The following is a 26,678-nucleotide window of genomic DNA, read 5'->3' as shown; positions in this document are numbered from 1 at the left end:
ATATAGCCGCCTTCACCGTTTAAATAACTAAGAACAGCCTTCATCTTTAGCTCTGCTGAGTACACACGATTATGTTCGTGAGGCATAAAAAATTGGATCCCTTCGGCCTTATAATGTCTTATCCATCTACGTATCGTGGAAGTATGAACTTGAAGTTGCTGGGCAGCATCTTTTAATTCAATTTCTTCAGATAAGTATGCATGAATGACTCTAATTATTTCTTCAGTAGTCGCTTTCTTTTTATGTGGCATAGAAAAATCCCCCTATAATGACAGTTTTTGTTTTTCACTGTCTCTTATAGGGGGAGCATATCATTTAGGAAAGAGTGCTCTCTCAAACTGTTATATATTCTATTATCTATCTTTATAAAACTTCTCCAGCCTTTTATGCCATGTCTTTACGATCTGGCCCTTGAAGAAGTCCACCATCTTCTTAATGGAAAGATTTTCGTCCCAATCCTGCAGGGCCTGGTAATACTCGTTTTTATCCTCGTTATGGATAACCATTGGTGGGTGGTTGTATAGCATCAAGAGGTAATTCACCAGCAGGCGGCCGGTTCTGCCGTTGCCATCAGAAAAGGGGTGTATATTTTCCATCTTGCAATGAAAATAGGCTGCTGCCTTCAGTACATTGGAGGAAGCCAATTCATTTGAATTAATGTCATCCACCAATTCCTGCATTTCAGCTTCTGTATCAGCAGCAGAGGCCCCCACTTCTTCTCTGCCCACAATATAATCGTGCTTTTTATACTCACCTGGCCGCTCTCCAATTTTATATCTGCGGCTGTCATAGGTATTTTTTGTAAGCTCAAATTGAAACTCTTTTATCAGCTGCTCACTCAAAGGAGTCCGTTTATCAAAATGCTCCAGCATCAGATACATGGCATCCTTTGCATTGCGAATCTCAAATAACGTCCTTAAATCTCCCGTATATGAGGAAACGCTGTCATTTTCAAAAATTTCCCGTGTATCATTAAAAGTAATACTGGGATTTTCTATCTTTCCAGAATGATAAGCAAAATTTATAATCTGGCCATTTAACACAGCCTCTATTTTTGCCCCAGTCTGCACATCCTGTGATTTCCAATATTCTAATGCTTTTTCATAACTCATAGACTAATCACCTTCGAGACATTATACCATAAATTATTTACAGTATTAGAATACAATTGAATAATTAGTGTCTTGGATGTGTTTCCACCTTTTCAATAGCTGCGGCAATTTGTTTGACGATTTCTACCTCACTTTGGCGGCTGAAACACTCCACCCGGGCAAAAACCTGCCCCTTTTCGGTGGATACATATTTAGGCGGCAGGTGATTCAGCGCCAAATTTGCTATATCTATCATGCAATTTTCACAAAAACAACGTCCCGGATACTGGGGAATAAGCTCATTCAACTTATCCAGCACGCAGTCCTCCATGTAATTCTTTAATACCATCCCATTAATCCTCCCTGATTCCGCTAGCCATCCCTTGGCTAAGACTAAAAAACCAAGTTATTAGCAAATCTCCACTAGCCACAATTTTAACATCATACCAATAGTCAGGCAAGGCATTATTAATATTTATTGTTAAATATACTGTATACATAGATATACCAAAAAAGTTTATAGAAAATAGCACTAACAACAAAATAAAAATAGGGCCTATGACAAGACACATGTCCCGTCACAGACCCCTTTTTTATGCAATTAATTTCCTCACTGCAGGAATGTATATGCAGCCAAATTTGTTAGCTCAGCCAGCTTCTCCGGCCATACACCAAAGAGAATGGTGGCAATAACGCTTAATACTGCAGCAGCACGAACTGCACCGCTGATATGAAGCTCCTTGCCATCCCCCTCATTTAGGTACATGGCCTTGGCCACCTGCAAATAGTAGTAAACGGAAATCATGGACATAATGAAGCCCACAAAGGCCAGCCACAGATACCCCTGATTTACTACAGCAGTAAAGAGATACAACTTGCCCGCAAAGCCTGCTGTTGGCGGAATACCAGCCATAGACAACAGAGAAATGGTCATTACTGCCGCCAGAACAGGGGCTGACTTGGCGAGGCCAGCCAATGACTTATAATCTGAGCCGCCCCGCTGCTGCTCAACTACTGAAAGGGCCGTAAAGGCACCCACATTGGCGAATACATACAGCATGCCATAGAACATAACAGCCTTCATGCCAGGATAATCCGCAGACACCATACCCACCATCATGTAGCCCGCCTGGGCAATGGAGGAATACGCCAGCATGCGCTTCACGTCATTTTGGCGGATAGCCATAACGTTACCGCCAATCATACATACTGCAGACAGCACCGCCAGTATTGGCAGCCAATAGAAGCCAATCAACGGGAAGGCCACATAGAGCACACGCATAAGCACTGCAATGCCCGCAGCCTTGGAGCCCATGGCCAGCATGGCTGTAATCGGGGTTGGCGCCCCCTGATAAACATCAGGAGCCCACATATGGAACGGAATAACTGACAGCTTGAAGAAGAAGCCAATCATTATCATTGTAGCCCCTGCAAGACCAGCAGCGGTAAAGAGATGCTGGTTGCGGAACATTTCGTAGAACTGAACCGTACCAGTGGAACCATATACCAGGCTGATACCATAAAGCATAATAGCCGTAGATACAGAGCCCACAACCAGGTACTTTACAGCGGCCTCAGAGGAGTTCACGGAAGAAATCCTGGCACCAACCAGAATGTAGAAGGAAATGGTCATAAGCTCCAGACCAATGAATGCAGTCAGGAAGTCATTGGCAGAAGCCAATACGCACATACCTAAAAGTGCAGTCATCAGTAAAGCATAAAACTCACCCTTATAACGAAGCACCGTCTGCATATAATCCATGGAAAACAGCAATGTAAATACAGTGGCAACCATAAAGAGCTGCTTGAAGAACAGGGAATAGTTATCCACTATATACATCATGTCCATGAAATATCTGGCAGTTGCCGAACCATCGGCCACAGCAGCCTCCGGCACGTACATTGAGAACATGTAGAGAACCCATCCAGTAAGAGCAAATACCAGGACCCCACCAATGCTCTTGCGGGACTCATTCTTTGGTAATACCAGGTCCATAACAATAGCGAAAAGGCTCAGGACCAAAATGAAAATTTCTGTACTAATAGCTTCAAAATTCATTATCTGATCCCTCCTATGAACCCAGGTACCTCCGCAATGCGGTCAAGCAATGGCATAAGCTGCTCCGTGCCGGAGCCAACCATTCCCATGAGAGCCTGTGGGAATATACCAAAACCAACCAGTGCGATACCCAGAATTACCAGCGGCATCATCTCAACGCCTCTGGCATCCTTATATCTGTCAAACTTGGAATCCCTTGGTCCAAACAGCACCTTTGCCAATACACGCAATGTGTAAAGGGCAGTGAAGATAATACCGGAAATTGCCAGAATGGCAAAAACAGGATATACACTGAAGGAACCAACGAAAATAGTAAACTCAGGAATGAAGCCAATGAGACCCGGGAGTCCCAAAGATGCCATACCAGCCAGCATAAAGCCAGTGGCTACACGAGGCATCTGATGAGCCAGCCCCCGAAGCTCGGTAACGCTTCTCAAATGAGTCTTTTCATACACAAAACCAATCATGGAGAAGAACAGGGCGCTCATTACACCATGAGCCACCATGTTGGCAACAGCACCGCTCACCGATACCACATTGAGGCAGGCAAAGCCAAGGAGAACATAACCCATATGTGATACAGAGGAATAACCGATTACATACTTTAAATCCTTTTGGGCAAGTGCTATATAGGCGGCGTACATTACGTTGATGATGGCAAGGCCTGCAATAAGAGGTGCCCAGAATCTGGCCCCCAATGGCAGCACCAAAAGTCCAAGGCGGATAAGACCATAACCACCAATTTTCTTAAGTACGCCGGCATGAATCATTGAAACCGCAGTTGGTGCACCGGCATAACCATCCGGAGACCAGCTGTGGAACGGGAACATGGAAAGGAGTGAACCAAAGCCCAGGAGTAGCAACAGAAAGGCAAAAATCTGGAATTCCTCACTGAGGAGTCCGTTCTGCCCTGCCACAGCCAATGCCTGCATATCAAAGGTTCTGAAGCCAACCACATCACCCACCGCAAGATAAAGGGCAACTACGCCCACCAGCATAAAGGCAGATCCCATCAGAAGATAGATAGTGAGCTTCATGCCGGCATATTCCTTGGAAACTCTCTTTGTGGAGCCCCAAATGATTACCATGATGTAGATAGGAATAACCACTACCTCATAGCAAAGAAGGAATATGAAAAGGTCAGTTGCGATAAAGGTTCCTGTAACACCTGCAATGAGAATCATCAGCAGAATGTAGAACTCCTTCGGGCGGTTGGTAATATTCCAGGAGCTGTATACTGCCGCCAAACCAATAAGATCGGTGAGCAACAGCATCGGAAGGGAAATACCATCCACACCCAATGCGTAATGAACTCCCAAATCCTTTATCCAGGGAATACTTTCAGTAAACTGCATGCCCCCTGCTGTCATATCATAGTTGAAGAAAGCATACAGGGTAAGAGCCAGTGCCACAGTCATGGCAGAAGCAGCTATAACTCTTACGGACTGTGCCGCCTTTGGAGAGACAAAGCACAGAATTACAGCAGCGCAGATAGGTGCCAGCAGGACTGCTGATAACAAAGGAAAGCTAGTCATTACAATGCACCTCCCAGAACTGCCAAATAGTAGAGGCTATAAGCCACAAGGATTACCACGCCACAGATGAAGACTCCGGAATAATGCTGGGCCTGTCCGTTTTGCGCCTTGCTTAAAATCCAGCTGATGCCTCCCACCAGATGAGCCAGACCGTTGACAACACCATCAACGATGTAAATGTCGATCCAGTAGAATACCTTGGCAACGCCATCCACAAATACCTTGATAAGGGCTTCGTAGATTTCGTCAATATAAAATTTGTTGTAACTTAACTTGTAAAGAATACCCGTTTTCTCCGCAATAGTATCAGAACTCCAGCGCTTGGCCACGTAAATGTTCCAGGCGATACCGAAAGCAATGAAGGAAAGAATTGTAGAAGAAACGGCAATAGTCATATCAATTCCGGCTTCATGAGGATGGCCGAAGCGTACCCACTGGCCAAAGCCCTCCAGATGCCCCCAAAGGCCACTGACAACTGCCAGGGCAGCCAGAACAATCAATGGGAACAGCATAAACTTAGAAGGTTCATGGGCATGCTCATAGGATTCCTCGTCGGCGGGATCAGCACAGAAGGTTACAAAGAGCAGACGGGCCATATAGAAGGCTGTCATAAAAGCTGTCAATGTAGCCAGCACATAAAGAGGTGTGCTCACCTGTGCTGCAGCCAGGAGAATTTCATCCTTGGAGAAGAAGCCTGCGAAAGGCGGGATACCGGCAATTGCCAACACACCAATGGTCATGGTGGCAAAGGTTATCGGCATCTTCTTTCTGAGGCCGCCCATCTTGAAGATATTTGCCTCGTCTGCCATAGCGTGCATTACAGCGCCGGCACAGAGGAACAACAATGCCTTAAAGAATGCATGGGTCATTAAGTGGAAGAAGGATGCGGTAAGAGAGCCAACACCCAGGGCCAGCATCATGTAACCTAGCTGACTGATGGTGGAATACGCCAAAATGCGTTTGATGGCTGTCTGGGTAAAGGCAATGCTGGCAGCAAAGAAGGCTGTAAAGCCGCCCACCCAGGCGATAACATTCATAACGCAAGGCAACTCCGTGAACATGAAGAAGGCACGTCCTACCAGATATACACCGGCAACAACCATTGTTGCTGCATGAATCAGTGCAGATACAGGAGTAGGGCCCTCCATGGCATCTGGCAGCCACACATGAAGCGGGAACTGACCTGATTTTCCGATAGGACCAACAAATACCAGCAATGCAATGATGGTCATCATCCCAGTGCCTGCCATAGAAATGTAGGCCGGAATAATTTCCCTAAGCTCCATGAAATCAAGGGTGCCAAAATTAATCTGCAACAGGAGAATACCAAGGAGCAAACCAAAGTCACCCACACGGGTGGTCATAAATGCCTTCTTGGCAGCTTCCCTTGCAGAAACCTTGTAATAATAGAAGCCAATTAACAGATAGGAGCAAAGACCAACCAGCTCCCAGAATACATACATCTGAAGGAAGTTTACTGCCAATACCAGTCCCAGCATGGAAGCGGCAAATAGTGAAAGGAAGGCGAAGAACCGTCCATAGCCCTTATCCCCCTTCATATATCCCACAGAATATATCTGTACCAGCAATGATACTGTGGAAACCACCATAAGCATCATGGCTGTCAAAGGATCAATAAGAACACCCATGGAAATGTTGACGCCGCCAATGTGCATCCAGTTTAACTGCTGCACAAAGGGCTGCTCAACACTGATTCCATAATTTACCAAAGCATATGTAACCCCGGAGGAAAGCAAAAAGCTTATAAAGCTCATACAAACAGCAATTGCTGCTGAAAGCTTTCCGTAGGAACGGGTTATCATGCCAATAACGACAAAGGCCATTGCCGGTAACAAAGGAATCAGCCAGGCATGTTCAAGTGCAAAATCATAAAACATCTTAAACTCCCCCTTATCCCTTCATATTATCCAGCTCATCCACATTGATAGTTAATCTGTCATTGTAGATACGATAAGCCAGTGCCACACCAATTGCCACCTCAGCCACACCCACAGTAATGGCAAAAACTGTCATCAGCTGACCGGTCAGGTCAGAAACGGGAGTGAAACGGTTGAAGGCAACAAAATTAATATTTACGGCATTAAGCATAAGCTCAATACCCATGAGAATTGCTATTATATTACGTTTTGCCAATGCTCCGTAAAGGCCGATGGCAAATAACATTGCCGCCAAAAGCAGGCAATGACCCAATCCTACACTCATGCTTCGCCATCTCCCTTCGCCAAGATAATTGCTCCCACAAGGGCAGCCAGCAACAGGGTTGCTGCAATTTCAAATGGCAGGATATACGTGTTCAGCATCATATCCGCCAGCTCGTTGACTGTATCAGGAGAAACGTAACCACCGGCAGGAACCGGGGTGGAAATCACTACTCCTATCATTACGAGGATAAACAATCCTGCTCCGCCTAATGCCAGAATGGTATTGTTATTAAACGGATTGCCCGGAGGCCCGTCATGACGCTTTGTAAGCATGACACCCATTACCACCAGAATTGCTACGCCGCCGGAGTAAAGCATAAATTCCATGGCTCCAAGGAAGTCAGCATCAAGATAAAAGAACAGCATGCCGACTCCGATAAAGCAGGCTGTCATAAGGAGAGCACTGTGAACCAGATTCCGGCTCATTACCACTCCCATTGCTGTGCCCAGAATAACCATGGCCAGTACATAGAACACCAGGGTACTAATCATTTCATTCATCATTACCCCTCCTGTTCCGTGCCTCCACCAATGCATCATAGGTCATGTCTTCCTTGAAATAAGAAGCAAACTCATAGTTCTTATCCCAGGTTATTGCCTTGGTAGGACATGCCTCAATGCACAAATCACAATACATACAACGGCCAATCTGATGAACATAGGATTCCATGTGACGCTTTTTGTTTTCGTCAACGGATACCGTAAGATCCAGTGCCGCATTTGGACACCCTATGGCACACAGCTTGCAGCCGATGCATTTTTCTTCATCGAATGCCAGATGACCACCGCGGAAGCGTTCAGTCATTGGCAGCTTTTCTTCAGGATAATAAACGGTTTCCTTCTTGCCAAACCAGTGGCCCCAGGTAACCTTCATTCCTGTAATAAGTCCTTTGCCCCACATAATGAAGCCTCCTATCACATTACATTGTAAACGTAGATACCAACACCGGTCAGCAATACGTTAATGAGAGCGATTGGCAGCAGCACCTTCCAGCCAAAGGACAGCATGCTGTCCACTCTGGCGCGGGGGAAGGTCCAGCCCACCCACTGATAAAACAGTACGCACAAAAAGGTCTTAATCCAGAACCAACAGAATCCCGGCAGGAAATCAGGCCCGTGCCAGCCTCCCAGGAACAAGGTTGTGGTTAAAATACCAATGCACATGAGATTTGAGAATTCTGCCAGGAAAAACAGTGCCCAGCGCATGCCAGTATACTCAGTAAACGGACCTGCAATAATCTCAGACTCACCCTCTACAATGTTGAACGGAGGACGGTTGCTCTCCACGAGAGCAGTAATAATATAAATGAGGAATGCCAACGGCTGCAGCACGATAAACCACACATCGCTCTGAGCCTCCACAATAGCGCTCATTTTCAAAGAACCGGTAATCATTACAATACCCATAAGGGCAAATACCATAGGCACCTCATAGCCCAGCATCTGGGCCACAGTACGCATACCACCGATCAGTGAATACTTGCTGTTGGAAGCATATCCACCCATAAGGAATGGCAGAACTGTCTGGGAGGTAATGGCAATAAGCAGGAACAGACCCACATTAACATCTGCCAATATTACACCATCGTCAAACGGGAAGAAGGCATAAATCAATGCGGATGGCACCAGCAAAAGGATTGGGGACAATACCCAAAGCCACTTATCAATGCCACGGGGAACAATGTCCTCCTTGTCCATCAGCTTAAGCATATCTGCTACAGACTGAAGCAAACCGCCGGGACCTACCCGGTTTGGCCCGATACGGACCTGGATAAATGCGCAGATTTTTCTTTCTCCAAGGGTAAATACCAGGGCTGAGGTAGCCATGATCAAAAGGAGAATCGTAGCGCATATTATCGTCATAAGAAGATCTACTAAAATAGGAACGCCTATTAATGACGTCAGAATTTCTCTGAGGGACTGTCCCAAAGAGTAAAGAATTCCGCTATGCATATTTCCACCTGCCAATCTGTATTAACAATCTACCTCGCCCATGAGCGGGTCAATGGTAGCGAATGCTGTAACGGCATCAGCCAGCAGCATTCCCTTGCACATTGTGTCCAGGGCCTGAAGATTTACGAAGGATGGACGACGAATGTGAACCCGGTACGGCTTGGTGGAGCCATCACTTACAATATAGAAGCCAAGCTCACCGCGTGTATTCTCCACGCGATGATATGCATCTCCCTTAGGTGGGCGCAGAACCTTTGGTACCTTGGCCATATAAGGTCCCTCCGGCATATTATCCAGTGCCTGCTGAATAATCTTTGCACTCTCAGCGATTTCCTTCATGCGGATCATATAACGGTCCCAGTTATCGCCACGCTTACCCAAAGGCACTTCGAAATCAAATTTGCCATAGGCGCCATACTTATCAATCTTACGGATATCGTAATCCACGCCGCTGGCTCTAATATTTGGACCGGACATTCCGAACTTCAGGGCCATTTCCTTGGTTATAATGGAAGTCTTTTTCATACGGGCCTGGAAAATCTCATTGCCGCTGAACAGCTTATTATACTCATCCAGCATTTCCGGCACATAGTCGATAAACTTCTGGGTATCACGTAAAAATTCATCCTGGGCATCCGCTGCCACACCGCCGATACGGATATAATGGGCAGTCATACGGGCACCACATATAATATTAAATAAATCCAGAATCTTTTCTCTGTCACGGAATGCATAAATCATACCCGTGGCAGAGCCAAGATCATTGGTCAGTGAACCGATAAATACATGATGGCTGGCAATTCTGTTCAGCTCAGCACAGATTACCCTGATATATTCTGCCCGTTCCGGCACCTCAATTCCCGCCAGCTTTTCCACAGCCATGCAGAAACCAAGATTATTGTTCATGGCAGACACATAATCCAGTCTGTCAGTAAATGGTACACACTGCACATAAGTGCGGGATTCCATCAGCTTCTCAATACCACGATGAAGGTAGCCCATTACAGGCTTTGCCCCAACGATATTCTCACCGTCAAGCTCCACCTGGACCTGAAGTACACCATGGGTACTTGGATGCTGAGGTCCCATGTTTAAGACATACTTCTCTGTTTGTGCCATGTCAGCACCCCTCCTTCGATTCTAGGCTCCAGAGGTACAAAATCCTTTCTGAGAGGATGTGCCTCGTAGTTATCCGGCATCAAAATGCGGCGAAGATCCGGATGGTGCAGGAATTTAACCCCCATAAGGTCATAGGTTTCCCGCTCCTCAAAATTGGTGCCTTCCCAAATCTGGGTCATGGATTCCACTTCAGGATTGTCCCTATCAAGCTTCACCTTTACCGTAACCCACTTGTCATAGCGGCGGGAGTACAGACTGTATACCATTTCAATATATTCCTTGTAATCCACCGCTGTCAGCATGCCCATACGGTCGAAGGAGTAGGTAGGAGTCTCCCTTAACACCCGCATCAGGTCCAAGAGCTGTTCCTTACCAATATACAGAGCTGGCTCAGCCTGCTCTGCATCATACTCAGCTGTATCAAACTGGTCCTTCAAAAGGTCCAGCTTATCTAATTCAAAATAAGTTCCCATACTATTCCGCCCTTTCTTCCACATTGCATACAGGACGGGTCATCAGCTCCAGATTGGCTCTGCTGAGAGCCTTGGCATCCGCGGCATCGCGGCCCAGCTCAGGATGACGAATCAGCTTTTTCAGCTTAAGCATAGCATCAATAAGAGCCTCTGGCCTTGGAGGACAACCAGGCAGATATACATCCACCGGCATAATTTTATCCAGCCCCGTAACTACAGAATAGGAATCTGCGAAAGGTCCGCCACCTATATTACAGTTGCCCATGGCAATAACATACTTTGGCTCAGGCATCTCCTCGTAGAGACGAATAAGCGGTGGTGTCATCTTCCATGTTAAGGTTCCTGCAACGATAAGAAGGTCAGACTGGCGAGGACAAGAACGAAATACCTCGTAACCAAAACGAGCCAAGTCAAATCTGGAAGCAGCAGCACACATCATTTCAATGGAGCAGCAGGCCAGACCAGATGACAACGGCCAAATGGAGTTGGATTTACCCCATTTAAAAAGTGCATCCACGCTGGTAACAATAACATTATTTTTCAGCTCAGGTGGCACGATATCTACTATTTCCATGAGAGCGCCCCCTTCTTCCACGCATACCAGAGACCTATTGTTAATATCCCCACAAACACCAGCATTTCCACCAGTGCAAAAAGGCCCAGCTGGCTGTATTTTACAGCCCATGGATAAAGGAATACTGTCTCAACATCAAACAGCAGAAAGACAAGTGCGTACATAAAATAGCCTATATGAAACTGCACGTTGTTCTTTCCGATGGTGTTTACACCACATTCATAGGGAATATCTTTTTCATTGGTTGGCTGTTTAGGCTGAATAATATTGGCAATAATAATAGGTGCAATAGGAAAGCCCAAAGCCATGATGAAAAAAATTCCCAGTGTTGCATAACCATCCATAAAAACCCCTCCTTAACCCCTTTATACGTTTTTGAATAAATGTATCTTGTGCAGATTACATTTATGTTACAATAAACGCCATTAATAAAGAGTATAATATACTGATTGTAAACTTGTCAACCGAAAGGCCCGCTATAAAGCCCTTTATGCATCATATTTATCCCCCTTTAAATAATAAGATAAAAAATATTTATAGCTACTAAAAAAGAGGTGCATCATTGCACCCCTTCTCCTTTTTTAATCTCAGAGAAAATGCGGCCCTTACGCTTAATTGTAGTAAGTCCTTTGTATATAGTTCCAATATCCACTTCGTTGCCGTTCATTTCCATGTAGCGTTCCAGCTTGCGTTTTACGCGCTGCAAAGCATTGTCTATGGACTTTACATGGCGGTCCAGATCCAATGCTATCTCCTGATATGACTTTCCATCAAGATATGCCATAAGAACACACCACTCCAAATCAGAGAGGATGTCCTCCATCTTGGCCTCAATATCGATAAACTCTTCCCGGCTGATAACCAGTTCCTCGGGATCAGTCACCTTTGCACCGGATAATACATCCATCAAGGTGCGATCAGAGTCCTCATCATAAATAGGTTTGTTTAATGAAATATAGGAGTTAAGTGGTATGTGCTTCTGACGTGTAGCTGTCTTAATGGCAGTAATAATCTGCCGGGTAACACACAGCTCCGCAAAAGCCCTAAACGAAGACAGCTTATCATTCCGGAAATCCCTGATGGCTTTGTACAGGCCAATCATACCTTCCTGGATAATATCCTCCCTGTCAGCGCCAATAAGGAAGTAAGAACGCGCCTTGGCCCTGACAAAATTTCTGTACTTATTAATAAGGTAATCCATGGCAACGCCATCCTGATTATCCTGAATTTTTACTATTACATCTTCATCGGGAAGATCAATGTAATCATCAAAGGATTCATCCCAGGTCAACAAGCTGTTTTCCATTAAGCCCCTGCCTCCCAAAAATTGTCAGACTGTTTCATATCTTCTATATACAGCCTACAATACGATTATACAGCCCTGTAAAAAAATAATCAAGAGTAACAACTATTTCAATAACCTAACAATAATTACTATTTATTCTGGCTATTTCATTTTACGAAGAGCATCCAATTTGGCCAAGGTTTCAGCATCAAGATGGCTGCTGACTTCATTGCGGGAAACAGGAAAAACAGGCTTATTCAGATAGTTTTGCCGTAGTTCCTTCTTGGCCCGCTTCATTATAAGATGAAATTCCTTGGAAGGATGGCGATAGGCTCCTGCCCCAAGTATTACTGACTGTTCTGCCCCATCGGAGGTTACCACATGAACCTCCTTGCCCATACGCACATAATCATAGGCGTTGCGCTCAATATAGCTGTCGGCAGTTTCCCCTTTGCCAGTATAAACTACCATAAAATGGTCATGTATCTTTTCCACATGCTCTTCGGAATCAGTGAAGAGGGCATCAAAAACCACTATCATCTCATAGCGCTCATAAGCTCCGTATTCTGATAAAAGGCGAATGAGTGTGTCCCTGGCCTCAGCCAGATTATTCCTCAGCTTCATAAGCTCCGGCCAGGAATTGATTACATTATAGCCATCAATAATATAATATTCTCTTGGCTTTTTCTTCATTATATTTAGCCCCTTTGGATTCTCTGCTTCATGGCCTCATACATGAGAATTGATCCTGCCACAGATGCATTGAGGGAATTAATCTTTCCCACCATTGGAATACGCACCACAAAGTCGCACTGTTCCTTCACAAGACGGCCAACCCCATGGCCTTCGCTGCCCACAATCAACAGCAACGGGCCGGTCATATCGGCCTCATAATAGTCAGTGCCATCCATATCTGCGGCTGCCACCCACAAGCCCTCATCCTTTAAGCGGCGAATGGTCTGTACCATATTGCCGATACGGGCCACTGGAACATATTCCACTGCTCCCGCGGATGTTTTGGCCACCGTGGCGGACAATGGCACACTGCGCCGTTTTGGAATCAGTACGCCATGAACCCCGGCTGCATCAGCAGTACGAAGAAGGGCTCCCAGATTATGCGGATCCTCCAGCTCATCCAAAAGCAAAATAAACGGTGGCTCATTCTTATCCCGGGCAATCTGCAATATATCCTCCAGTTCCACATACTGAACCGGTGCCACCTGGGCCAGCACCCCCTGATGGCGGATTCCACGTGCCATGGAGTCTATTTTGCTGCGCTCCATGTACATAATATTGACGCCCTTTTCCTTGGCTACAGCGAGAATTTCCTTGATAGAGCCCTCATTGCTGCCATTGGCCACCATAATTTTGTTTACGCTGCGGCTGCCCTTTAAAGCCTCCATAACAGCATTACGTCCGGCCACCATATCATCCGGCAATTCAACCGCATCCAGAGGTGCATCATTTCTTGCCTTTTTCTTCTTGGCCATATATTCAAGCTTGCTGCCTTTATGCTCCTTTAAGGCCGCCGCCCTCTTATCAGACTTGTTTTCCGGCTTTCTTTTATAGTCCATGTCAGTCTTCTCTCATCTTTATCATTTCAGCAAATTTACCACAGGTCATGGCACCCTCAGGGCAATGTCCGGTGGCAACACAAGAGGCTCCGGCGTTTTTAAACAACAGCGGTGCCGCCTTCTTTGCCTGCTCCAGCATCTTATATGCCAGCTCACGGATTTCCCACTGGGCACGGTTGCAGCAGCGCAGATTAAAGAAATGCATCAAAGAACGGGCATTCATGGTTACTACAATCTTGGTCTCTGTGGCATTTGCCAGCACATATCTGGCATCTTCCTTGGGAATCCCCATGTCAGCCAGCTCATTATACGCCTTCTGAATATCATCCATAAGGGTCTGGAAACGCTCTTTGGCCTCCGGCTTTTCCTCAATACTTGGTGGCAGAATGTATTCAAAATCATGCTCCGCCACATAACGCTGGGACTGCTGGCTGTATGATGCCAGGCGATGGCGCACCAGCTGATGGGTCAGTACACGGGATACCCCCTCAATACCGAAGGTAAAGGACACGTGCTCCATGGTGGAGGCATGGCCCATTTTAATAATCTTGGCCAGCAGCTTCTGAACCTGCTCATCAGTCATACGCTCGGAAAGCTCCTCAGCACCGGAGGCAGAATAACAAAGTCTTGCTGACATAGCCACAACACGTTCAGGATCAGGGGTGTGCTCCAATAATTTTACCTTTATCATAGTTTTATCTCCAATATAATATGTACACAAAAATTACTTCTTGTTTGATATTTCATCCATCATGGCCCGTGAAATAATCTTAAAGGATTCCTCCGCAAGTTCATAAAGGCGTTCGCTTTTTTCCATAAGGTACAAGTACCCCAGCAAGGCCTCAAAGCCCGTGCTGGAATGATACTGGGCCACACTGGCACTTCTCGGGGCATGACTCTTGGCATTGCGGCCACGCTTGTAGACAGCCATTTCTTCCTCTGTCAGCATGGATTCTATGCCACGATATGCCTTGTCCTGCCACACAGCAGATACCATTTGGGCACTGAACTGATGCAACACCTGGACCTTGCTCTGCTCATAGGATAGTATTCTTCCCCTTACGAACAGGTGAAAATAGGCGTCACCTATATATGCCAGCACCAAAGGATTAAGGCTCTTGGGATCCACAGACTCATATCTCTGCTGCACGCCACCATTGCCATCATCCACGAACATCATATCAACAAGCTTCTTTAAATGTTCAAATGTCATATTTTACGCTTTCTTCCACTTTGTACCAGCTGCAGAATCCTCAAGAATAATGCCCTGGGCCTTCAGACTGTCTCTGATCTCGTCAGCCCTGCCCCAGTTCTTGTTTTTCTTCGCCTCAGCTCTTTCAGCAATCAGTGCCTCAATTTCCTCAGGGGAAATACCCTCCCCGTCATCAGCCTCAGGCATTTCCAGTGAGCTTTCAAAAATACCTATAACTGCTGCCATATCCTTATAAACCTGCATCAGCTTGCCAAAGTGAACCGCATCAAAATCGGTCCCCTTGTTGATTACATTGTTGGCATAAGTATTAATTTCCTTGGAAAGAGTAAACATAAAGCCAATGGCAAGGGCCGTATTAAAGTCATCATCCATGGCCTCATAGAAATCTGCCATGGCCTTTTCAGCAATCTCCTCCAGTTGGGTATCCTTTTCTGTATTTCCAGCCTTCTCCAGAATCTCGTTGCCAAGTTCAAAAGCGTTCTTCAGACGCAAAAGACCGGCCTGTGCCTCCTTGATACGCTCCTCACTGAAATCCAACGGACTTCTGTAATGGGTACGTAAAATGAAGAAACGTACCACCTCACCAGGATACTGCTTCAAAATATCCGGAACAGTAATAAAGTTGTTCAGTGACTTGCTCATCTTCTCATTGTCAATGGTAATAAAGCCATTATGAAGCCAATACTGGGCAAAGCTCTTGTAATCACCGCAGCAGCATTGGGACTGGGCGATTTCGTTCTCATGGTGAGGGAAAATAAGATCACTGCCGCCACCATGGAAATCAAAGGTTTCCCCAAGGTATTTCAGGGACATGGTGGAGCATTCAATGTGCCAGCCGGGACGTCCCTTGCCCCAAGGGCTTTCCCAGAAAGGTTCCCCTGGCTTGGCCGATTTCCAAAGTGCAAAATCCATTGGATTATGCTTGCGGCTGTCCACTTCAACACGGGCTCCTGCCTGCATATCCTCCAGCTTACGGCCGGAAAGCTTGCCATATTCAGGGAATTTTTCCACGCTGAAATACACATCCCCGTCAATAACATAGCCAAAACCGTTGTCAATAATGCGCTGAACCATATTTATAATATCCGGAATATGCTCAGTTACCTTTGGATAAAGGTCTGCCCGCTGAACATTCAGTGCATCAATGGACTTGAAATATCCTTCTATATAACGCTCAGTAATGGTTTCCCAGGAAACGCCCTCTGTATTGGCGGCCTTAATAATCTTGTCATCCATATCAGTAAAATTCTGAATATGCTTTACCTCAAAACCGCGATTTCTGAGATAACGCTTAATAACATCCCAGGTCACAAAGGGACGGGCATTGCCAATATGAGGATAGTTATAAGGCGTTACACCACAGACGTACATGCCCACCTTCCCTGGCTCCTGTGGCACAAACTCTTCTTTCTTGCGTGTTAAGGTATTATAAACTTTCAACATAACCTATATATACTCCTTTGGCGGGTAAAATCGATTAACTTTCAGCATAAGCACATCCCTGCTGAATAAATCCCATTGTATCATTAGCCTTCTATTCCTGCAACTGCATAGGAAGAAATCCCCTGCCCGCTGCCAGTAAAGCCCAGATGTTCTTCAGTGGTGGCCTTCACATTGATTCTGTCCACATCCACATTCAGGGCTTTGGCGATATTTTCCCGCATCTGAGGAATATGGGGCAGCATCTTTGGGCGCTGGGCCACAATAGTAGCATCCACATTGCCCACTGTATAGCCCTTTTCCGACAGCAGTTTGCCCACATGCTCCAAAAGGATAATACTGGAAATCCCCTTGTAACGGTCATCTGTATCAGGGAAATGCTTTCCGATATCCCCCAAAGCAGCTGCCCCCAAAAGGGCATCCGCAATGGCATGAAGCAGCACATCTGCATCAGAATGGCCTAAAAGCCCCTTTTCAAAGGGAATCTCCACACCGCCTATAATAAGTTTTCTATTTTCAGTAAGCTGATGAACGTCATAGCCCATACCAAATCTTGTCATAAAACCGCCTCCTGCTGCCAGCAATCCTTGATTAACTTATTTATTTCATCCATAATCTGGTTATTTTTCTCTATAAGGGTGCTTTGCCCCTGACTCTTGATAAAAGCCTCACCGATAATTATATCCTCCGGTGTGGTTATCTTTATATTTCTGTAATCACTCTTTACTATATGAACCGGCTGACCGATGCGCTCCACCAGGCTTGCATCATCTGTGCCCAAAAAGCCATCTGCCATTGCCCTGTCATTGGCCTCCAGAAGGATTTTCCTTGTAAAGCCCTGAGGTGTCTGTATTTCCCAAAGTGTTGAACGGTCCGGGGTTTCCTTTACCATACCTTCCCCATCGCAAACCTTAATGGTATTCTTGGCCGCCACCGCTGCAATTACACCGCCATGCTTTTTGACACCATCAATTACTGCAGTTATGGTTTCATGGCTGATAAAAGGACGGGCTGCGTCATGGACCAGAATAATATCATCATCATTACCATCAACGCTTTTTATGCCATTTAATACAGAATACTGCCGTTCGCTGCCACCTGCCACAATCTTATATGGCTTCAGCCCACGAACCTTGGCCAATACTGATTCCACGAAGTCAACTTCGGCAGCAGCCACCACCACAACCATCTGGTCAATTTCAGCGCACCCGGAATACTGAAGAAGGGTTCTTATTAAAATAGGAACGCCCCCCAGGGGCATAAATACCTTGTTCATGCCGGCCTTCATTCTGCTTCCCTTGCCAGCAGCGGGAAAAATTACTGTAACCATACGACCTCCATAAAAAGCACCAGTTAGCATGTGAGAAATTATCGAAATATCAGAAAAGGGCTCCAAAGGAGCCCTAAACCTTTAGTCTTTAAACTCAAGCAATGATTAAACCACCGGCTTGGCAAAAATCATTCTGCCTGCAGCAGTCTGCAATGCAGAAGTGACCTCCACCGTGATATTCTCGTTGATGTACCGACGACCGTTTTCCACCACAATCATGGTACCATCATCCAAGTAGGCCACCCCCTGGCCCTGTTCCTTACCCTCACGGACGATCTGCACATTCATGCTCTCGCCTGGAATAGCCACAGGCTTAATGGCATTGGACAGCTCGTTGATATTCAGCACAGAAACGCCTCTAAGCTCTGCCACCTTGTTAAGGTTGTAGTCATTGGTGATTATTTTTCCTCCAGTAAGCTGCCCCAGCTTCACCAGCTTGGAATCAACTTCGGTTATATCATCAAAATCCTGATTGACAATCTCAACCTTGGAACCGAACTCATTCTGGAGCTGCTGCAGGATATCAAGACCTCTTCTTCCCCGAACCCGTTTCAGGGAATCCGACATATCTGCAATATGCTGTAACTCCTCCAATACGAAAACCGGAATCAGCAGCTTGCCGTCAATAAAGCCAGTTCTGCAAATATCCGCGATACGGCCATCAATTATAACGCTGGTGTCAAGGAGTTTGCAGGGAATCTCAGAAGAAGCAATTCCCTTTATGGCCTCAAGGTCTGCCCCCTTGGCCTTTTTCTTGCTGATGGTCTGATCCACATGCTGGCTGGTTTCCTTGAAAAATCTTGGAATCTTGCCAATAAGGTCACCCAATTCCTTCTGCTTGCGAATAACAATATGAATACCCAAATAACCAAAAACGATACTGAAAATACCGGGAATATAGTCTCCCACCACAGGTATCTTTGAAAACGCTATACCTAACAAATTAGCAATTATAAGTCCTATTGCCAGGCCAATAAGTCCGGCTATAACATCATGCAAAGGCATTTTGTTAAGCTGTCCTTCAACCCAGACTGAAAATCTTTGAAGCTTTGAAGCAAAATAAGGTGATGTGGTATAACCTATTGCTGCACCTGCTACAATACCCAGCACAAGAAAAATAAGGTGTGCCGCAGTCATCTTGAAAAGACCCAGCTCACTCTTTAATACCTCAGTACTGATAAGCTCCGTCAAAAACGGACTAGCAATGTGCATCGCAATACCGCCAATAATGGCCAGCAGTGCCACAACAAATACTCTTAAAACCTTTTCCAACATCTCTCTCACCCCCTTTCAATATAATTTTTTATGAAATGAAAAGGGGCTGCTGTACCATGACCAATAGTTATGGCAACGCAGCCTAAAACCTTTCCATTGCAAGCATAAAATCATTCATCTCGCGCGAGCATTTTCTGAAGCCATGCCTCAGTCGTCTCCATGGTGCCATCCAGGACATATACCATTTCCGTTAAAAAAATCTGTTTCGCCGTATCCAGCAGGCGACGTTCGCCACTGGATATTTTTTTGATTCTGTCCTGAAGAACGAGATTTCTGAGGACAGCGGCTACTTCCAAAATATCACCAGTCTTCAAGCGGTTCAGATTCGCATGGAATCTTTTATTCCAGCTTCCCACAGCCTTAACAGGATCACCCTTCAGCACTTCTTCAATCCGATCGACCATGTCTGTAGGGCTGACCTCCCGCAAACCAACCTTGTCAATATTATCAGCAGGAAGCATAATTCTCATTCCGCCAATGGGCATTTCCATAACATAATAGGATTTCATCTGTCCTTGCCCCATAACATCGTACTCTTCAATGCCGGTGATTTCTCCAGCACCATGCATCGGGTACACTACCCGGTCACCAATCTGCAGCAAACATTCACCCCCCCTATTGACACCTCTACAAATAAAATTATACCAAAAAAATCAACATTAAAAAAGCGATAGTTTATCATATATAAAAATATCTGTCAACACTATACAAAGGAGGTATAGCAGGTATATACAACGGATATAGGGTCATCTTAAACAAGCAGGATTCATTTTATCTCGGCATAGCACTGCTAAGAGCTTCCGTTATATTGGACACTCCATAGAGCGTCATATCCGTAAACTTTTTATCCGCCAGCAGCTGCTCGTAATTTTTCTGTGGCAGCACGATACTCCTGAACCCAAGGCGTCTTGCCTCACGTACTCTGTTTTCGGACTGGCTGACAGCCCTTATTTCCCCGGAGAGTCCCACCTCCCCAAAGGCCACTGTAGCAGGACGCAGAGGACGGCTGGCAAAGCTGGAGGCCATGGCAATGCAAATACCAAGGTCCGCCGCCGGTTCATCAATACGAATTCCCCCCGCTGCCTTTACGAAAACATCACAGCCCCCCATGGCAAGATGAACCTTCTTTTCAAGAACTGCCAACAAAAGCTGCAAACGCTTTAAATCCACCGAATCGGATATTCTCTTTGGAGGCACATAGGGAGTCTTGGCCACCAGGGCCTGTATCTCCACCAGCAAAGGTCTGGTTCCCTCCACCGTGGGCACGATTACGCTGCCGTTTTCGTCCTGGCGCTCGGATAAAAACAGCTTTGAGGCATCAGAGACATCCACCAGCCCCACATCACGCATTTCAAAAACACCTATTTCATTGGTGCTGCCAAAACGGTTTTTTATTGCCCGCAGCATACGGTATTCCGCATTGTTGCCCCCTTCAAAATAAAGAACTGTATCCACAATATGTTCCAATACCCTTGGTCCCGCCAGTGTACCATCCTTGGTAACGTGGCCCACAATAAAGGCCGCGATGCCGTTGGTTTTAGCCACCCGAAGTATTTCCACTGCACATTCCCGCACCTGGCTTACGCTGCCGGGAGTACTCTGAATATCAGGACGGAATACAGTCTGAATGGAGTCAATGACCAGCACCTCCGGCTTAATATCCAGAATATGCTTCTCTATAACCTCCAAATTAGTCTCACTGACCACCATCAGATCATCAGAAACTGCATCAATACGATCAGCACGCATACGAACTTGCTGTACGCTTTCCTCTCCGGTGACATACAGCACCTTGCGGCCATCCCTGGCCTCGTTGGCACACACCCGTAGGGTAAGGCTGGATTTGCCAATCCCCGGGTCTCCCACAATCAGTACCATGGAGCCTGGTATCAATCCGCCTCCCAGCACTCTGTCCAATTCTGCAGAGCCAGTGGTTATACGGGGCATTTTTTCCAGTACCACGTCGCTTATAGGACATGGCTTGCTCTGATTTGAAAGTCCCAAATTCAGTCCCCGCTGCTTGGTGTTATCTGGCTTTATTACCTCCTCCACCAAGGTGTTCCATCGTCCGCAGCCGGGACACTTCCCCAACCATTTAGGAGTATCATAGCCGCACTCCTGACAAACAAACATGGTCTTTGATTTTGCCATTACTGCTGTTTCCCTTTCCCCACAAAGGGCCTTGCTGCCAGCTTTATGACGGACTTAAGGAGCCACACCACCGCTATGCCAAAGCTAAGCCCAAAGTTTACAATTTTATTTAGGATACCCCCCTCATCAGGGGCCAATTTATTTCTGCTCATAGTCCTTCCACGTATTCATTTAACGGGAAAATTCCGCCAGGGTTATGAACAATGTCTTCAGCAAATTAACCCTGTCCTTTGTTTCCATACCGTTATAGGCACAGCTGGCGGCCTGGATTACCAGGGCTCCCTCACGGGAATTAATCATCTGATGCTGAATGAGATAGCGCACCATGCCCTTTATTTCCACGAATTCCGTATCAGCGTCAATCTTGCTGATCATATCCTCATAAATAATATTCTGCAATGGCACCCGTACAATACGGATAAAACCGCCCAAACCACGGCGGGATTCCACGGCGAAGCCCTTGTCATGTGTGAAGCGGGTATTAAGCACATAGCTTATCTGGGACGGGGCACAGGAAATCTCATCAGCTATATCTGTACGCCGCAGCTCCACCTGCCCATTCTGCTGTTCTGCCAGCCGACGCAGGATATATTCTTCAATTAAATCTGCTATATTGCTCATAATATCACCTTCTTGTAAAATTAATTGATTAATTGACTATTTGACTTTATTATACCCCAAAACATGAGAAACTTCAAAACAAAAAGGATGCCGCATACGCGACATCCTGAACAAAGCACAATATAAATTACTGCTGATTGTTGAGCTGGCCCTTTGCCTCCTGAACAGCCTGCAGTACGCTGCCCACAGTATCCAAAACATGGTCAAAAATCTGGTTGGCATAATCATCAGCACTGGTTCTGAGCTGGGTAGAATACTGCTCAGTCTCCGCCTTCATCTGCTGGGCTGCTGCCATGGTCTGGTCCATAATAGCCTTTTCCTGTTCCTTGGCTCTGACAACGATTTCATTCTCATCTACAGCCTTCTGAGCATAAGCATTGGCACGCTCAATGGTCTGATCGGCCTCACGCTTCGCACCATCCACCAGACGGTCTGCTTCCATCTGTGCTGCACTGATAATCTCATCACGGCGGCTGACAATATCACCAGCCTCCTGAATCTGACGAGGGAGTTCACTCCTGAGAACGTCCATCAGACGGAAAAGCTCCACATCATCAATCATTACTTTATCCAAAAACGGAACCCGGTTGGAAGATGCAACCAAATTCTCAATTTCCTCTAAAATCTTATCTATTTCCATTTCCATGAGCCAAAACCCACTTTCTTAAAATAATCTACCTTATAAGAATATCATTTATTGTTAAAATGTTCAATAGCTATTAGGACGGATTCCGGCACCAATTTACTAATATCTCCCCCAAAATTGTACATCTCTCTTACAACCGAAGAACTGATGAAGGAATATTGGGGTTTTGTAAGCAAAAAAAATGTGTCCAGCTCAGGGTGAATATCCTTTATAATCTGGGCCTGCCCCTGCTCATACTCAAAATCAGTAACGGAACGAAGTCCCCGGACAATAACGGGAATATCGTTTTCTGTCATGTAATCTGCCAGCAGTCCGTCAAAGGCCACCACTTCCACATTGCCCATGTCCGACACTGCCTCTTCCAGGGCCTTTACCCGAAGCTCCACAGGCAGAAAAGCCTTCTTTCTTATATTATTAAATACTCCCACCACCAGCTTATCAAAGTGTTTTGCGGCCCGTCTGATGATATCCAGATGCCCCTCTGTTACAGGATCAAAGCTCCCCGGAAAAATCGCTGTGCTCATTGTCCACACCTGCCTTTTTATACTCAAAAAAACATATCTGGGTTGTTTTGCCATATTTCTGATTCCTCAGCATTTTCATGTGGGAAAGCTCAGGAATATTATTCTCATCCCCGCCCATTTCCACAATAACCAGGGCATCATCAGCCAAAATATCACTGGTATCCAGCCATGAAAGAGCTCTCTCCCAAAGGCCCAAATGATAAGGCGGGTCACAGAATACCACATCGAACTCCTTCCCCTGGGTGGAAAGGCGCTGCATTATAGCAAATACGTCTCCCTTATAAATCTCTGTTTTATCTGCCAGGCGGGTATGCTCAGCATTGTATTTCAAAATATCTGCCGTAGCCTTATCCACCAGGCAGGCGTGCTCCGCCCCACGGCTGAGGGACTCCAACCCCAGACTGCCGGTACCGGCAAATATATCAAGTATTCTCTTGCCCACTACCTCCCGGCCCAAAATGCTGAACAGGGACTCCTTTACCCTGTCAGAGGTGGGACGGGTGTTCATTCCCTTGGGTGTCTTCAGATTGCACCCCTTGGCAGAGCCAGTAATTATACGCATATATAAACCTCGTTACACTAAAAATATCCTTCATAATTCTAACACAAAAGTGAAGCACAAAAAATATTAAAATTTTCATGTTTTTTCCATAGTCTTCCATGGTTTTTCCATTTTTCTTTAGTATTATATGACCATAGCAAATCGCTATACAACCCATTTTTTCATATTCCATCCCTCGAAAGGGAAGCCATTGCCCGTGGCTTCCTTTTCTTTTGCTTTTGGAGAGTATATTTAATACAGATAAGGTATAATATACAGGCAGAGATTATTATGTAGCAGAGGCTAATATGAAAAAACACATTCCCGTATATTTAATAATAATATGTATATTGCTGGGGTCCCTGTTCCTTATGTCCCAGAAACAACAGGGAGAAACAATTGACCAGATGCCGGAATTTAACGAAAGGATATTGCTGGTTCCTCTGGACAGCCGCCCGCCCTGCGGAAAACTGGTGGCAGACAACGGCCGCACCGCAGGCATTGAGGTTATTATACCTCCCAGCGAGTCCATGGATTTCTACACCCTGCCCGGGGACAGGAAAAAGCTGCAGGAATGGCTGAACCAGGAAATAAAAAGCTGTGATGAAGCTATCATTTCCATAGACCAGCTCCTGTATGGAGGGCTTATTGCCTCCAGAAATAAATCCGTAAGCGATGTGGACATAGCCGCCCTGTCGGAATATCTGAAAAAGCTTCACGCTGATAACCCAAATGTCAAACTCCACGCCTTTTCTATTCTCCCCCGTATGAATCCGCCGGATTTTGTGGAAAAATATCAGGACCGAAAAAAACTGATGGAATGGTCCCGGCTGATTCACAAATACGATGAAAAGCCCCTTTCCGAAACCGGGGAAAAAATACAGAAGCTGGAGGCAGAAATCCCTTCGGCGCTAATAAACGCCTATAAAGACATATACAACAGAAATTTACGTCTTAACTGCCAACTGGCAAACCTTGTGGCCGATGAAACCCTTGAGGATCTTACCTTTGGACAGGATGACGGAGAAATTTTCAGCCTGCCGAATCTGAAGCTCAAGGATTTCAGGCACTATATAGACAAGAAGCAAATTCCAAAGGATAAACTGTCCATTTTGCACGGTGCCGATGAGGTGGCTCTGTCCATACTGACCAACATTGTATCAAAAGCCCAAAGCTTCAAGGTATATGTGGATTACAGCAGCGAAAAGGCCGCCAGGGAAGTAATGCCATATATGGCCATCAGCAATCAGGATACAGCGGAAGAACGCCTGGCCTTTCATCATAGTCTGATTGTGGGCACCCCTGAGGAAGCTGACTATATTCTCTTTATAAGTGCCACCGATGAAGAAGCCATGGACAGGCGACGATCCAATGCAGAAAAGCTGTTAAACTATCAGCAAAACGGGAAGCCGGTGGCTTTGGTGGATCTGAGCAAAAACTTCACCGCCCATGAGGCTCTTTTGCCAATTCTCATAAAGGAAAACTACCCTATAAATTCATTGACAGCCTATGCTGGCTGGAATACTGCCAGCAATTCCATAGGCACGGCCATATCCCAGGCTGAAATATACCTTTCCGCCCTTACTGAAGCATCGGAACATGACAGGGTAGTATTCAGCAATATCTGCAATCTCAACAACCGTATTTGCGAGGATTACTATTATCTTAAAGACATTATAGATCTGGTAAATGACAATCTGAGGAAAAAGGGCTACAGTAACGTGTATGACCTTGATCTTGAGCACAACTACAAATGGGCCGTGGATATGATGGAAGACACCATGAAGCAAAGGCTTGTTCAATATAAAGCCTCAAAGGCTTTTAAAAGTTCCTTTACCGCAGGAAATACCGAATATGCCGTAACGGATATGCAGATAAATACCTATTTCCCATGGCCGAGAACCTTTGAAATAAACCTTACCTGTTCCCCAACCCTTCGTAAGAAATAAAATAAATTATTCTTGACAAGCCCCCGGCTTTCACTTATACTAATTATCGTTGTGAAAACAGCATAGGGGTATCGCCAAGTTGGTAAGGCACTGGATTCTGAATCCAGCATTCGTAGGTTCGAGTCCTGCTACCCCTGCCATATAAAAATTAAAGGGTTCTGCAATAGCAGAACCCTTTTTGTTATGCTTAAAAATATATCCTTTAAATTACAAGTTCTTAGGTTGCACAAAGAGTGCCTTAATGGTTATATTAACCTTTTTTACAGCCATGCCGGTGAGGCGTTCAACCTCTTTTTTGATCTCCGTCTGCATCTGCTGAACCAAGGTTGGAATATGCTTGCCATAGGAAATAATAACTGAGCAGTCCAGCTCCACCCCTTGGGATTCATAGCCCACAGCACCATCTCCACGATAAACGTGACGAACCTCCGCATCAGCCACCTTGGTTACCTTGCCGCTGTCGATGAGAATCTTTCGTACTATGGCCTCTATGCAGGAATCATCAATAATCAGCTTCCCATAATAGCTGAATATCGGACGTACAATGGACTTTTCCCCCAACAAATGACGCTGGCGGCGCTCTTGCTCATTGTTGCGTTTTACCATTGACTTCAATGAATCCACAAGATACCCGGAAAAATGAGGCTTCAGCTCAATGGTAGGCACAGGAATAACATGCTTGCCCTGCTCCAGACGGTGCTTTCTCGCCTTGTCCATTTCCCCCTGGGTAGCAATATCCTCAATATGGACAAATTTTGATATTTCCGGCAAATTAAGGGCCTTGGCAATTTTAATAACCATATTCTCCGAGGTTCCCAAAATAAGAATTCGCTTTGGCTGAGTATCCTCTATGGCCCTGCTGACCTCCTTGGCGTGGCCCGGCAGCACGAAAATCGCCCGCTTCACAGCCAGCACCTTGTTCTGCTCCTTCTTGGCAGATGAACCAGCAATAATCTTTCCGTCCTTGATAAAAAGGCCGTCATCAATAATGGCGTCCGCCTGATTATTGTGGGCTACCAAAAGAGCTCTATGACTTTTTCCGGTCCCGCTGGGACCAACAAATGCTATAACGTCCATGCAACCACCCCTATTTAATGGCTCTT

Annotated in this window: 32 protein-coding genes and 1 tRNA gene; 2 read left to right on the top strand and 31 right to left on the bottom strand. The window is 45.8% G+C overall.

Features of this window, described 5'->3' with window-relative positions; all coding sequences use genetic code 11:
• The 30 genes from T525_RS0109500 to rsmD all read right to left on the bottom strand — a co-directional run.
• Positions 1 to 251, bottom strand: a 251-nt coding sequence (locus T525_RS0109500) for a helix-turn-helix domain-containing protein (RefSeq protein WP_027407013.1), incomplete at its 3' end; no start/stop codon positions are given.
• A gap of 102 nt (positions 252 to 353) precedes the next feature.
• Positions 354 to 1,112, bottom strand: a complete 759-nt coding sequence (locus T525_RS0109495; RefSeq protein WP_027407012.1) for a Fic family protein — start codon at positions 1,110 to 1,112, stop codon at positions 354 to 356.
• A 64-nt stretch (positions 1,113 to 1,176) separates the two neighbouring features.
• Entirely contained in the window at positions 1,177 to 1,440 is a 264-nt protein-coding gene (locus T525_RS0109490) for a late competence development ComFB family protein (protein WP_027407011.1), read from the bottom strand.
• Between the two features lie 261 nt (positions 1,441 to 1,701).
• On the bottom strand, positions 1,702 to 3,150 hold the full coding sequence (locus T525_RS0109480; RefSeq protein WP_027407009.1) for an NADH-quinone oxidoreductase subunit N: 1,449 nt from the start codon (positions 3,148 to 3,150) through the stop codon (positions 1,702 to 1,704).
• Positions 3,150 to 4,685: a NuoM family protein gene (locus T525_RS0109475; protein ID WP_027407008.1), complete on the bottom strand. Its 1,536-nt coding sequence runs from the start codon at positions 4,683 to 4,685 to the stop codon at positions 3,150 to 3,152. Before T525_RS0109475 ends, T525_RS0109480 begins: the two co-directional genes overlap by 1 nt.
• Positions 4,685 to 6,583 carry an NADH-quinone oxidoreductase subunit L gene (gene nuoL / locus T525_RS0109470; protein ID WP_027407007.1) on the bottom strand — a complete coding sequence of 633 codons (1,899 nt, stop codon included), beginning with the start codon at positions 6,581 to 6,583 and terminating at the stop codon, positions 4,685 to 4,687. Before nuoL ends, T525_RS0109475 begins: the two co-directional genes overlap by 1 nt.
• Positions 6,584 to 6,596: 13 nt before the next feature.
• Positions 6,597 to 6,908, bottom strand: coding sequence for an NADH-quinone oxidoreductase subunit NuoK (gene nuoK / locus T525_RS0109465; RefSeq protein WP_027407006.1), 312 nt, complete (start codon positions 6,906 to 6,908; stop codon positions 6,597 to 6,599).
• Positions 6,905 to 7,411: an NADH-quinone oxidoreductase subunit J gene (locus T525_RS0109460; protein ID WP_232219212.1), complete on the bottom strand. Its 507-nt coding sequence runs from the start codon at positions 7,409 to 7,411 to the stop codon at positions 6,905 to 6,907. The genes nuoK and T525_RS0109460 overlap by 4 nt, the downstream gene beginning before the upstream one ends.
• Positions 7,401 to 7,808: an NADH-quinone oxidoreductase subunit I gene (locus T525_RS0109455; protein ID WP_027407004.1), complete on the bottom strand. Its 408-nt coding sequence runs from the start codon at positions 7,806 to 7,808 to the stop codon at positions 7,401 to 7,403. The genes T525_RS0109460 and T525_RS0109455 overlap by 11 nt, the downstream gene beginning before the upstream one ends.
• Before the next feature lie 14 nt (positions 7,809 to 7,822).
• Entirely contained in the window at positions 7,823 to 8,860 is a 1,038-nt protein-coding gene (nuoH, locus tag T525_RS0109450) for an NADH-quinone oxidoreductase subunit NuoH (RefSeq protein WP_027407003.1), read from the bottom strand.
• Positions 8,861 to 8,881: 21 nt separating this feature from the next.
• A complete protein-coding gene (locus T525_RS0109445; RefSeq protein WP_027407002.1) occupies positions 8,882 to 9,979 on the bottom strand; it encodes an NADH-quinone oxidoreductase subunit D in 1,098 nt (365 codons plus the stop codon).
• Positions 9,952 to 10,452 (bottom strand): NADH-quinone oxidoreductase subunit C, encoded by a 501-nt coding sequence (locus T525_RS0109440; protein ID WP_027407001.1) that lies wholly within the window; start codon positions 10,450 to 10,452, stop codon positions 9,952 to 9,954. Before T525_RS0109440 ends, T525_RS0109445 begins: the two co-directional genes overlap by 28 nt.
• Position 10,453: 1 nt before the next feature.
• Positions 10,454 to 11,026 (bottom strand): NADH-quinone oxidoreductase subunit B, encoded by a 573-nt coding sequence (locus T525_RS14895; RefSeq protein WP_051533530.1) that lies wholly within the window; start codon positions 11,024 to 11,026, stop codon positions 10,454 to 10,456.
• A complete protein-coding gene (locus T525_RS0109430) occupies positions 11,017 to 11,370 on the bottom strand; it encodes an NADH-quinone oxidoreductase subunit A (protein WP_027397252.1) in 354 nt (117 codons plus the stop codon). Before T525_RS0109430 ends, T525_RS14895 begins: the two co-directional genes overlap by 10 nt.
• Before the next feature lie 215 nt (positions 11,371 to 11,585).
• Positions 11,586 to 12,332 (bottom strand): RNA polymerase sporulation sigma factor SigH, encoded by a 747-nt coding sequence (gene sigH, locus T525_RS0109425; protein ID WP_027407000.1) that lies wholly within the window; start codon positions 12,330 to 12,332, stop codon positions 11,586 to 11,588.
• A gap of 141 nt (positions 12,333 to 12,473) precedes the next feature.
• Positions 12,474 to 13,007: an NYN domain-containing protein gene (locus T525_RS0109420; RefSeq protein ID WP_027406999.1), complete on the bottom strand. Its 534-nt coding sequence runs from the start codon at positions 13,005 to 13,007 to the stop codon at positions 12,474 to 12,476.
• A 2-nt stretch (positions 13,008 to 13,009) separates the two neighbouring features.
• The gene (gene rlmB / locus T525_RS0109415) at positions 13,010 to 13,801 is read right to left on the bottom strand and encodes a 23S rRNA (guanosine(2251)-2'-O)-methyltransferase RlmB (RefSeq protein ID WP_051533532.1); all 792 of its coding nucleotides are present in this window, start codon (positions 13,799 to 13,801) and stop codon (positions 13,010 to 13,012) included.
• Positions 13,802 to 13,886: 85 nt separating this feature from the next.
• Positions 13,887 to 14,576 (bottom strand): FAD-dependent thymidylate synthase, encoded by a 690-nt coding sequence (gene thyX / locus T525_RS0109410; protein ID WP_037325580.1) that lies wholly within the window; start codon positions 14,574 to 14,576, stop codon positions 13,887 to 13,889.
• Positions 14,577 to 14,609: 33 nt separating this feature from the next.
• A complete protein-coding gene (locus T525_RS0109405) occupies positions 14,610 to 15,098 on the bottom strand; it encodes a Mini-ribonuclease 3 (protein WP_027406996.1) in 489 nt (162 codons plus the stop codon).
• A 3-nt stretch (positions 15,099 to 15,101) separates the two neighbouring features.
• The gene (gene cysS / locus T525_RS0109400; RefSeq protein ID WP_027406995.1) at positions 15,102 to 16,541 is read right to left on the bottom strand and encodes a cysteine--tRNA ligase; all 1,440 of its coding nucleotides are present in this window, start codon (positions 16,539 to 16,541) and stop codon (positions 15,102 to 15,104) included.
• An 83-nt stretch (positions 16,542 to 16,624) separates the two neighbouring features.
• Positions 16,625 to 17,098, bottom strand: coding sequence for a 2-C-methyl-D-erythritol 2,4-cyclodiphosphate synthase (ispF, locus tag T525_RS0109395; RefSeq protein WP_027406994.1), 474 nt, complete (start codon positions 17,096 to 17,098; stop codon positions 16,625 to 16,627).
• The gene (gene ispD / locus T525_RS14890) at positions 17,095 to 17,868 is read right to left on the bottom strand and encodes a 2-C-methyl-D-erythritol 4-phosphate cytidylyltransferase (protein ID WP_037325579.1); all 774 of its coding nucleotides are present in this window, start codon (positions 17,866 to 17,868) and stop codon (positions 17,095 to 17,097) included. Before ispD ends, ispF begins: the two co-directional genes overlap by 4 nt.
• 105 nt (positions 17,869 to 17,973) lie before the next feature.
• Positions 17,974 to 19,143, bottom strand: coding sequence for a PIN/TRAM domain-containing protein (locus T525_RS0109385; RefSeq protein WP_027406993.1), 1,170 nt, complete (start codon positions 19,141 to 19,143; stop codon positions 17,974 to 17,976).
• A gap of 110 nt (positions 19,144 to 19,253) precedes the next feature.
• The gene (locus tag T525_RS0109380; RefSeq protein WP_027406992.1) at positions 19,254 to 19,745 is read right to left on the bottom strand and encodes a CarD family transcriptional regulator; all 492 of its coding nucleotides are present in this window, start codon (positions 19,743 to 19,745) and stop codon (positions 19,254 to 19,256) included.
• Between the two features lie 169 nt (positions 19,746 to 19,914).
• On the bottom strand, positions 19,915 to 21,294 hold the full coding sequence (gene radA, locus T525_RS0109375; protein ID WP_027406991.1) for a DNA repair protein RadA: 1,380 nt from the start codon (positions 21,292 to 21,294) through the stop codon (positions 19,915 to 19,917).
• Complete coding sequence (locus tag T525_RS16350; protein ID WP_156945701.1) at positions 21,294 to 21,446, bottom strand: hypothetical protein; 153 nt, start codon at positions 21,444 to 21,446, stop codon at positions 21,294 to 21,296. The genes radA and T525_RS16350 overlap by 1 nt, the downstream gene beginning before the upstream one ends.
• A gap of 19 nt (positions 21,447 to 21,465) precedes the next feature.
• Positions 21,466 to 21,915, bottom strand: coding sequence for a CtsR family transcriptional regulator (locus T525_RS0109365; RefSeq protein ID WP_027406990.1), 450 nt, complete (start codon positions 21,913 to 21,915; stop codon positions 21,466 to 21,468).
• Between the two features lie 127 nt (positions 21,916 to 22,042).
• On the bottom strand, positions 22,043 to 22,561 hold the full coding sequence (locus T525_RS0109360; RefSeq protein ID WP_051533529.1) for a hypothetical protein: 519 nt from the start codon (positions 22,559 to 22,561) through the stop codon (positions 22,043 to 22,045).
• A 44-nt stretch (positions 22,562 to 22,605) separates the two neighbouring features.
• Complete coding sequence (coaD, locus tag T525_RS0109355) at positions 22,606 to 23,085, bottom strand: pantetheine-phosphate adenylyltransferase (RefSeq protein ID WP_027406988.1); 480 nt, start codon at positions 23,083 to 23,085, stop codon at positions 22,606 to 22,608.
• Positions 23,054 to 23,647, bottom strand: coding sequence for a 16S rRNA (guanine(966)-N(2))-methyltransferase RsmD (gene rsmD / locus T525_RS0109350; RefSeq protein WP_027406987.1), 594 nt, complete (start codon positions 23,645 to 23,647; stop codon positions 23,054 to 23,056). The genes coaD and rsmD overlap by 32 nt, the downstream gene beginning before the upstream one ends.
• A 350-nt stretch (positions 23,648 to 23,997) precedes the next feature.
• Between rsmD and T525_RS0109345 the strand changes: the two genes are divergently transcribed.
• Together T525_RS0109345 and T525_RS0109340 are read left to right on the top strand one after the other, a co-directional pair.
• Positions 23,998 to 25,575, top strand: a complete 1,578-nt coding sequence (locus T525_RS0109345) for a DUF4127 family protein (RefSeq protein WP_198022675.1) — start codon at positions 23,998 to 24,000, stop codon at positions 25,573 to 25,575.
• 64 nt (positions 25,576 to 25,639) lie between these two features.
• Positions 25,640 to 25,715, top strand: a tRNA-Gln gene (locus T525_RS0109340).
• A 67-nt stretch (positions 25,716 to 25,782) separates the two neighbouring features.
• On the opposite strand, the gene T525_RS0109335 is transcribed toward T525_RS0109340, so the two are convergent.
• Positions 25,783 to 26,652 (bottom strand): Asp23/Gls24 family envelope stress response protein, encoded by an 870-nt coding sequence (locus tag T525_RS0109335; protein ID WP_027406985.1) that lies wholly within the window; start codon positions 26,650 to 26,652, stop codon positions 25,783 to 25,785.
• Between the last annotated feature and the right edge of the window lie 26 nt (positions 26,653 to 26,678).

This window comes from Anaerovibrio sp. RM50 (genome assembly GCF_000622005.1).
Classification (GTDB): Bacteria; Bacillota; Negativicutes; order Selenomonadales; family Selenomonadaceae; genus Anaerovibrio.
This window is presented reverse-complemented; position numbering and strand designations above follow the sequence as displayed.

Bases quoted from the DNA above. Each gene is read 5' to 3' on its own strand.
- T525_RS0109495 (WP_027407012.1), bottom strand. From the start codon at position 1,112: ATGAGTTATGAAAAAGCATTAGAATATTGGAAATCACAGGATGTGCAG.
- T525_RS0109490 (WP_027407011.1), bottom strand. From the start codon at position 1,440: ATGGTATTAAAGAATTACATGGAGGACTGCGTGCTGGATAAGTTGAAT.
- T525_RS0109480 (WP_027407009.1), bottom strand. From the start codon at position 3,150: ATGAATTTTGAAGCTATTAGTACAGAAATTTTCATTTTGGTCCTGAGC.
- T525_RS0109475 (WP_027407008.1), bottom strand. From the start codon at position 4,685: ATGACTAGCTTTCCTTTGTTATCAGCAGTCCTGCTGGCACCTATCTGC.
- nuoL (WP_027407007.1), bottom strand. From the start codon at position 6,583: ATGTTTTATGATTTTGCACTTGAACATGCCTGGCTGATTCCTTTGTTA.
- nuoK (WP_027407006.1), bottom strand. From the start codon at position 6,908: ATGAGTGTAGGATTGGGTCATTGCCTGCTTTTGGCGGCAATGTTATTT.
- T525_RS0109460 (WP_232219212.1), bottom strand. From the start codon at position 7,411: ATGATGAATGAAATGATTAGTACCCTGGTGTTCTATGTACTGGCCATG.
- T525_RS0109455 (WP_027407004.1), bottom strand. From the start codon at position 7,808: ATGTGGGGCAAAGGACTTATTACAGGAATGAAGGTTACCTGGGGCCAC.
- nuoH (WP_027407003.1), bottom strand. From the start codon at position 8,860: ATGCATAGCGGAATTCTTTACTCTTTGGGACAGTCCCTCAGAGAAATT.
- T525_RS0109445 (WP_027407002.1), bottom strand. From the start codon at position 9,979: ATGGCACAAACAGAGAAGTATGTCTTAAACATGGGACCTCAGCATCCA.
- T525_RS0109440 (WP_027407001.1), bottom strand. From the start codon at position 10,452: ATGGGAACTTATTTTGAATTAGATAAGCTGGACCTTTTGAAGGACCAG.
- T525_RS14895 (WP_051533530.1), bottom strand. From the start codon at position 11,026: ATGGAAATAGTAGATATCGTGCCACCTGAGCTGAAAAATAATGTTATT.
- T525_RS0109430 (WP_027397252.1), bottom strand. From the start codon at position 11,370: ATGGATGGTTATGCAACACTGGGAATTTTTTTCATCATGGCTTTGGGC.
- sigH (WP_027407000.1), bottom strand. From the start codon at position 12,332: ATGGAAAACAGCTTGTTGACCTGGGATGAATCCTTTGATGATTACATT.
- rlmB (WP_051533532.1), bottom strand. From the start codon at position 13,801: ATGGCCAAGAAGAAAAAGGCAAGAAATGATGCACCTCTGGATGCGGTT.
- thyX (WP_037325580.1), bottom strand. From the start codon at position 14,576: ATGATAAAGGTAAAATTATTGGAGCACACCCCTGATCCTGAACGTGTT.
- T525_RS0109405 (WP_027406996.1), bottom strand. From the start codon at position 15,098: ATGACATTTGAACATTTAAAGAAGCTTGTTGATATGATGTTCGTGGAT.
- cysS (WP_027406995.1), bottom strand. From the start codon at position 16,541: ATGTTGAAAGTTTATAATACCTTAACACGCAAGAAAGAAGAGTTTGTG.
- ispF (WP_027406994.1), bottom strand. From the start codon at position 17,098: ATGACAAGATTTGGTATGGGCTATGACGTTCATCAGCTTACTGAAAAT.
- ispD (WP_037325579.1), bottom strand. From the start codon at position 17,868: ATGGTTACAGTAATTTTTCCCGCTGCTGGCAAGGGAAGCAGAATGAAG.
- T525_RS0109385 (WP_027406993.1), bottom strand. From the start codon at position 19,143: ATGTTGGAAAAGGTTTTAAGAGTATTTGTTGTGGCACTGCTGGCCATT.
- radA (WP_027406991.1), bottom strand. From the start codon at position 21,294: ATGGCAAAATCAAAGACCATGTTTGTTTGTCAGGAGTGCGGCTATGAT.
- T525_RS16350 (WP_156945701.1), bottom strand. From the start codon at position 21,446: ATGAGCAGAAATAAATTGGCCCCTGATGAGGGGGGTATCCTAAATAAA.
- T525_RS0109365 (WP_027406990.1), bottom strand. From the start codon at position 21,915: ATGAGCAATATAGCAGATTTAATTGAAGAATATATCCTGCGTCGGCTG.
- T525_RS0109360 (WP_051533529.1), bottom strand. From the start codon at position 22,561: ATGGAAATGGAAATAGATAAGATTTTAGAGGAAATTGAGAATTTGGTT.
- coaD (WP_027406988.1), bottom strand. From the start codon at position 23,085: ATGAGCACAGCGATTTTTCCGGGGAGCTTTGATCCTGTAACAGAGGGG.
- rsmD (WP_027406987.1), bottom strand. From the start codon at position 23,647: ATGCGTATAATTACTGGCTCTGCCAAGGGGTGCAATCTGAAGACACCC.
- T525_RS0109345 (WP_198022675.1), top strand. From the start codon at position 23,998: ATGTCCCAGAAACAACAGGGAGAAACAATTGACCAGATGCCGGAATTT.
- T525_RS0109335 (WP_027406985.1), bottom strand. From the start codon at position 26,652: ATGGACGTTATAGCATTTGTTGGTCCCAGCGGGACCGGAAAAAGTCAT.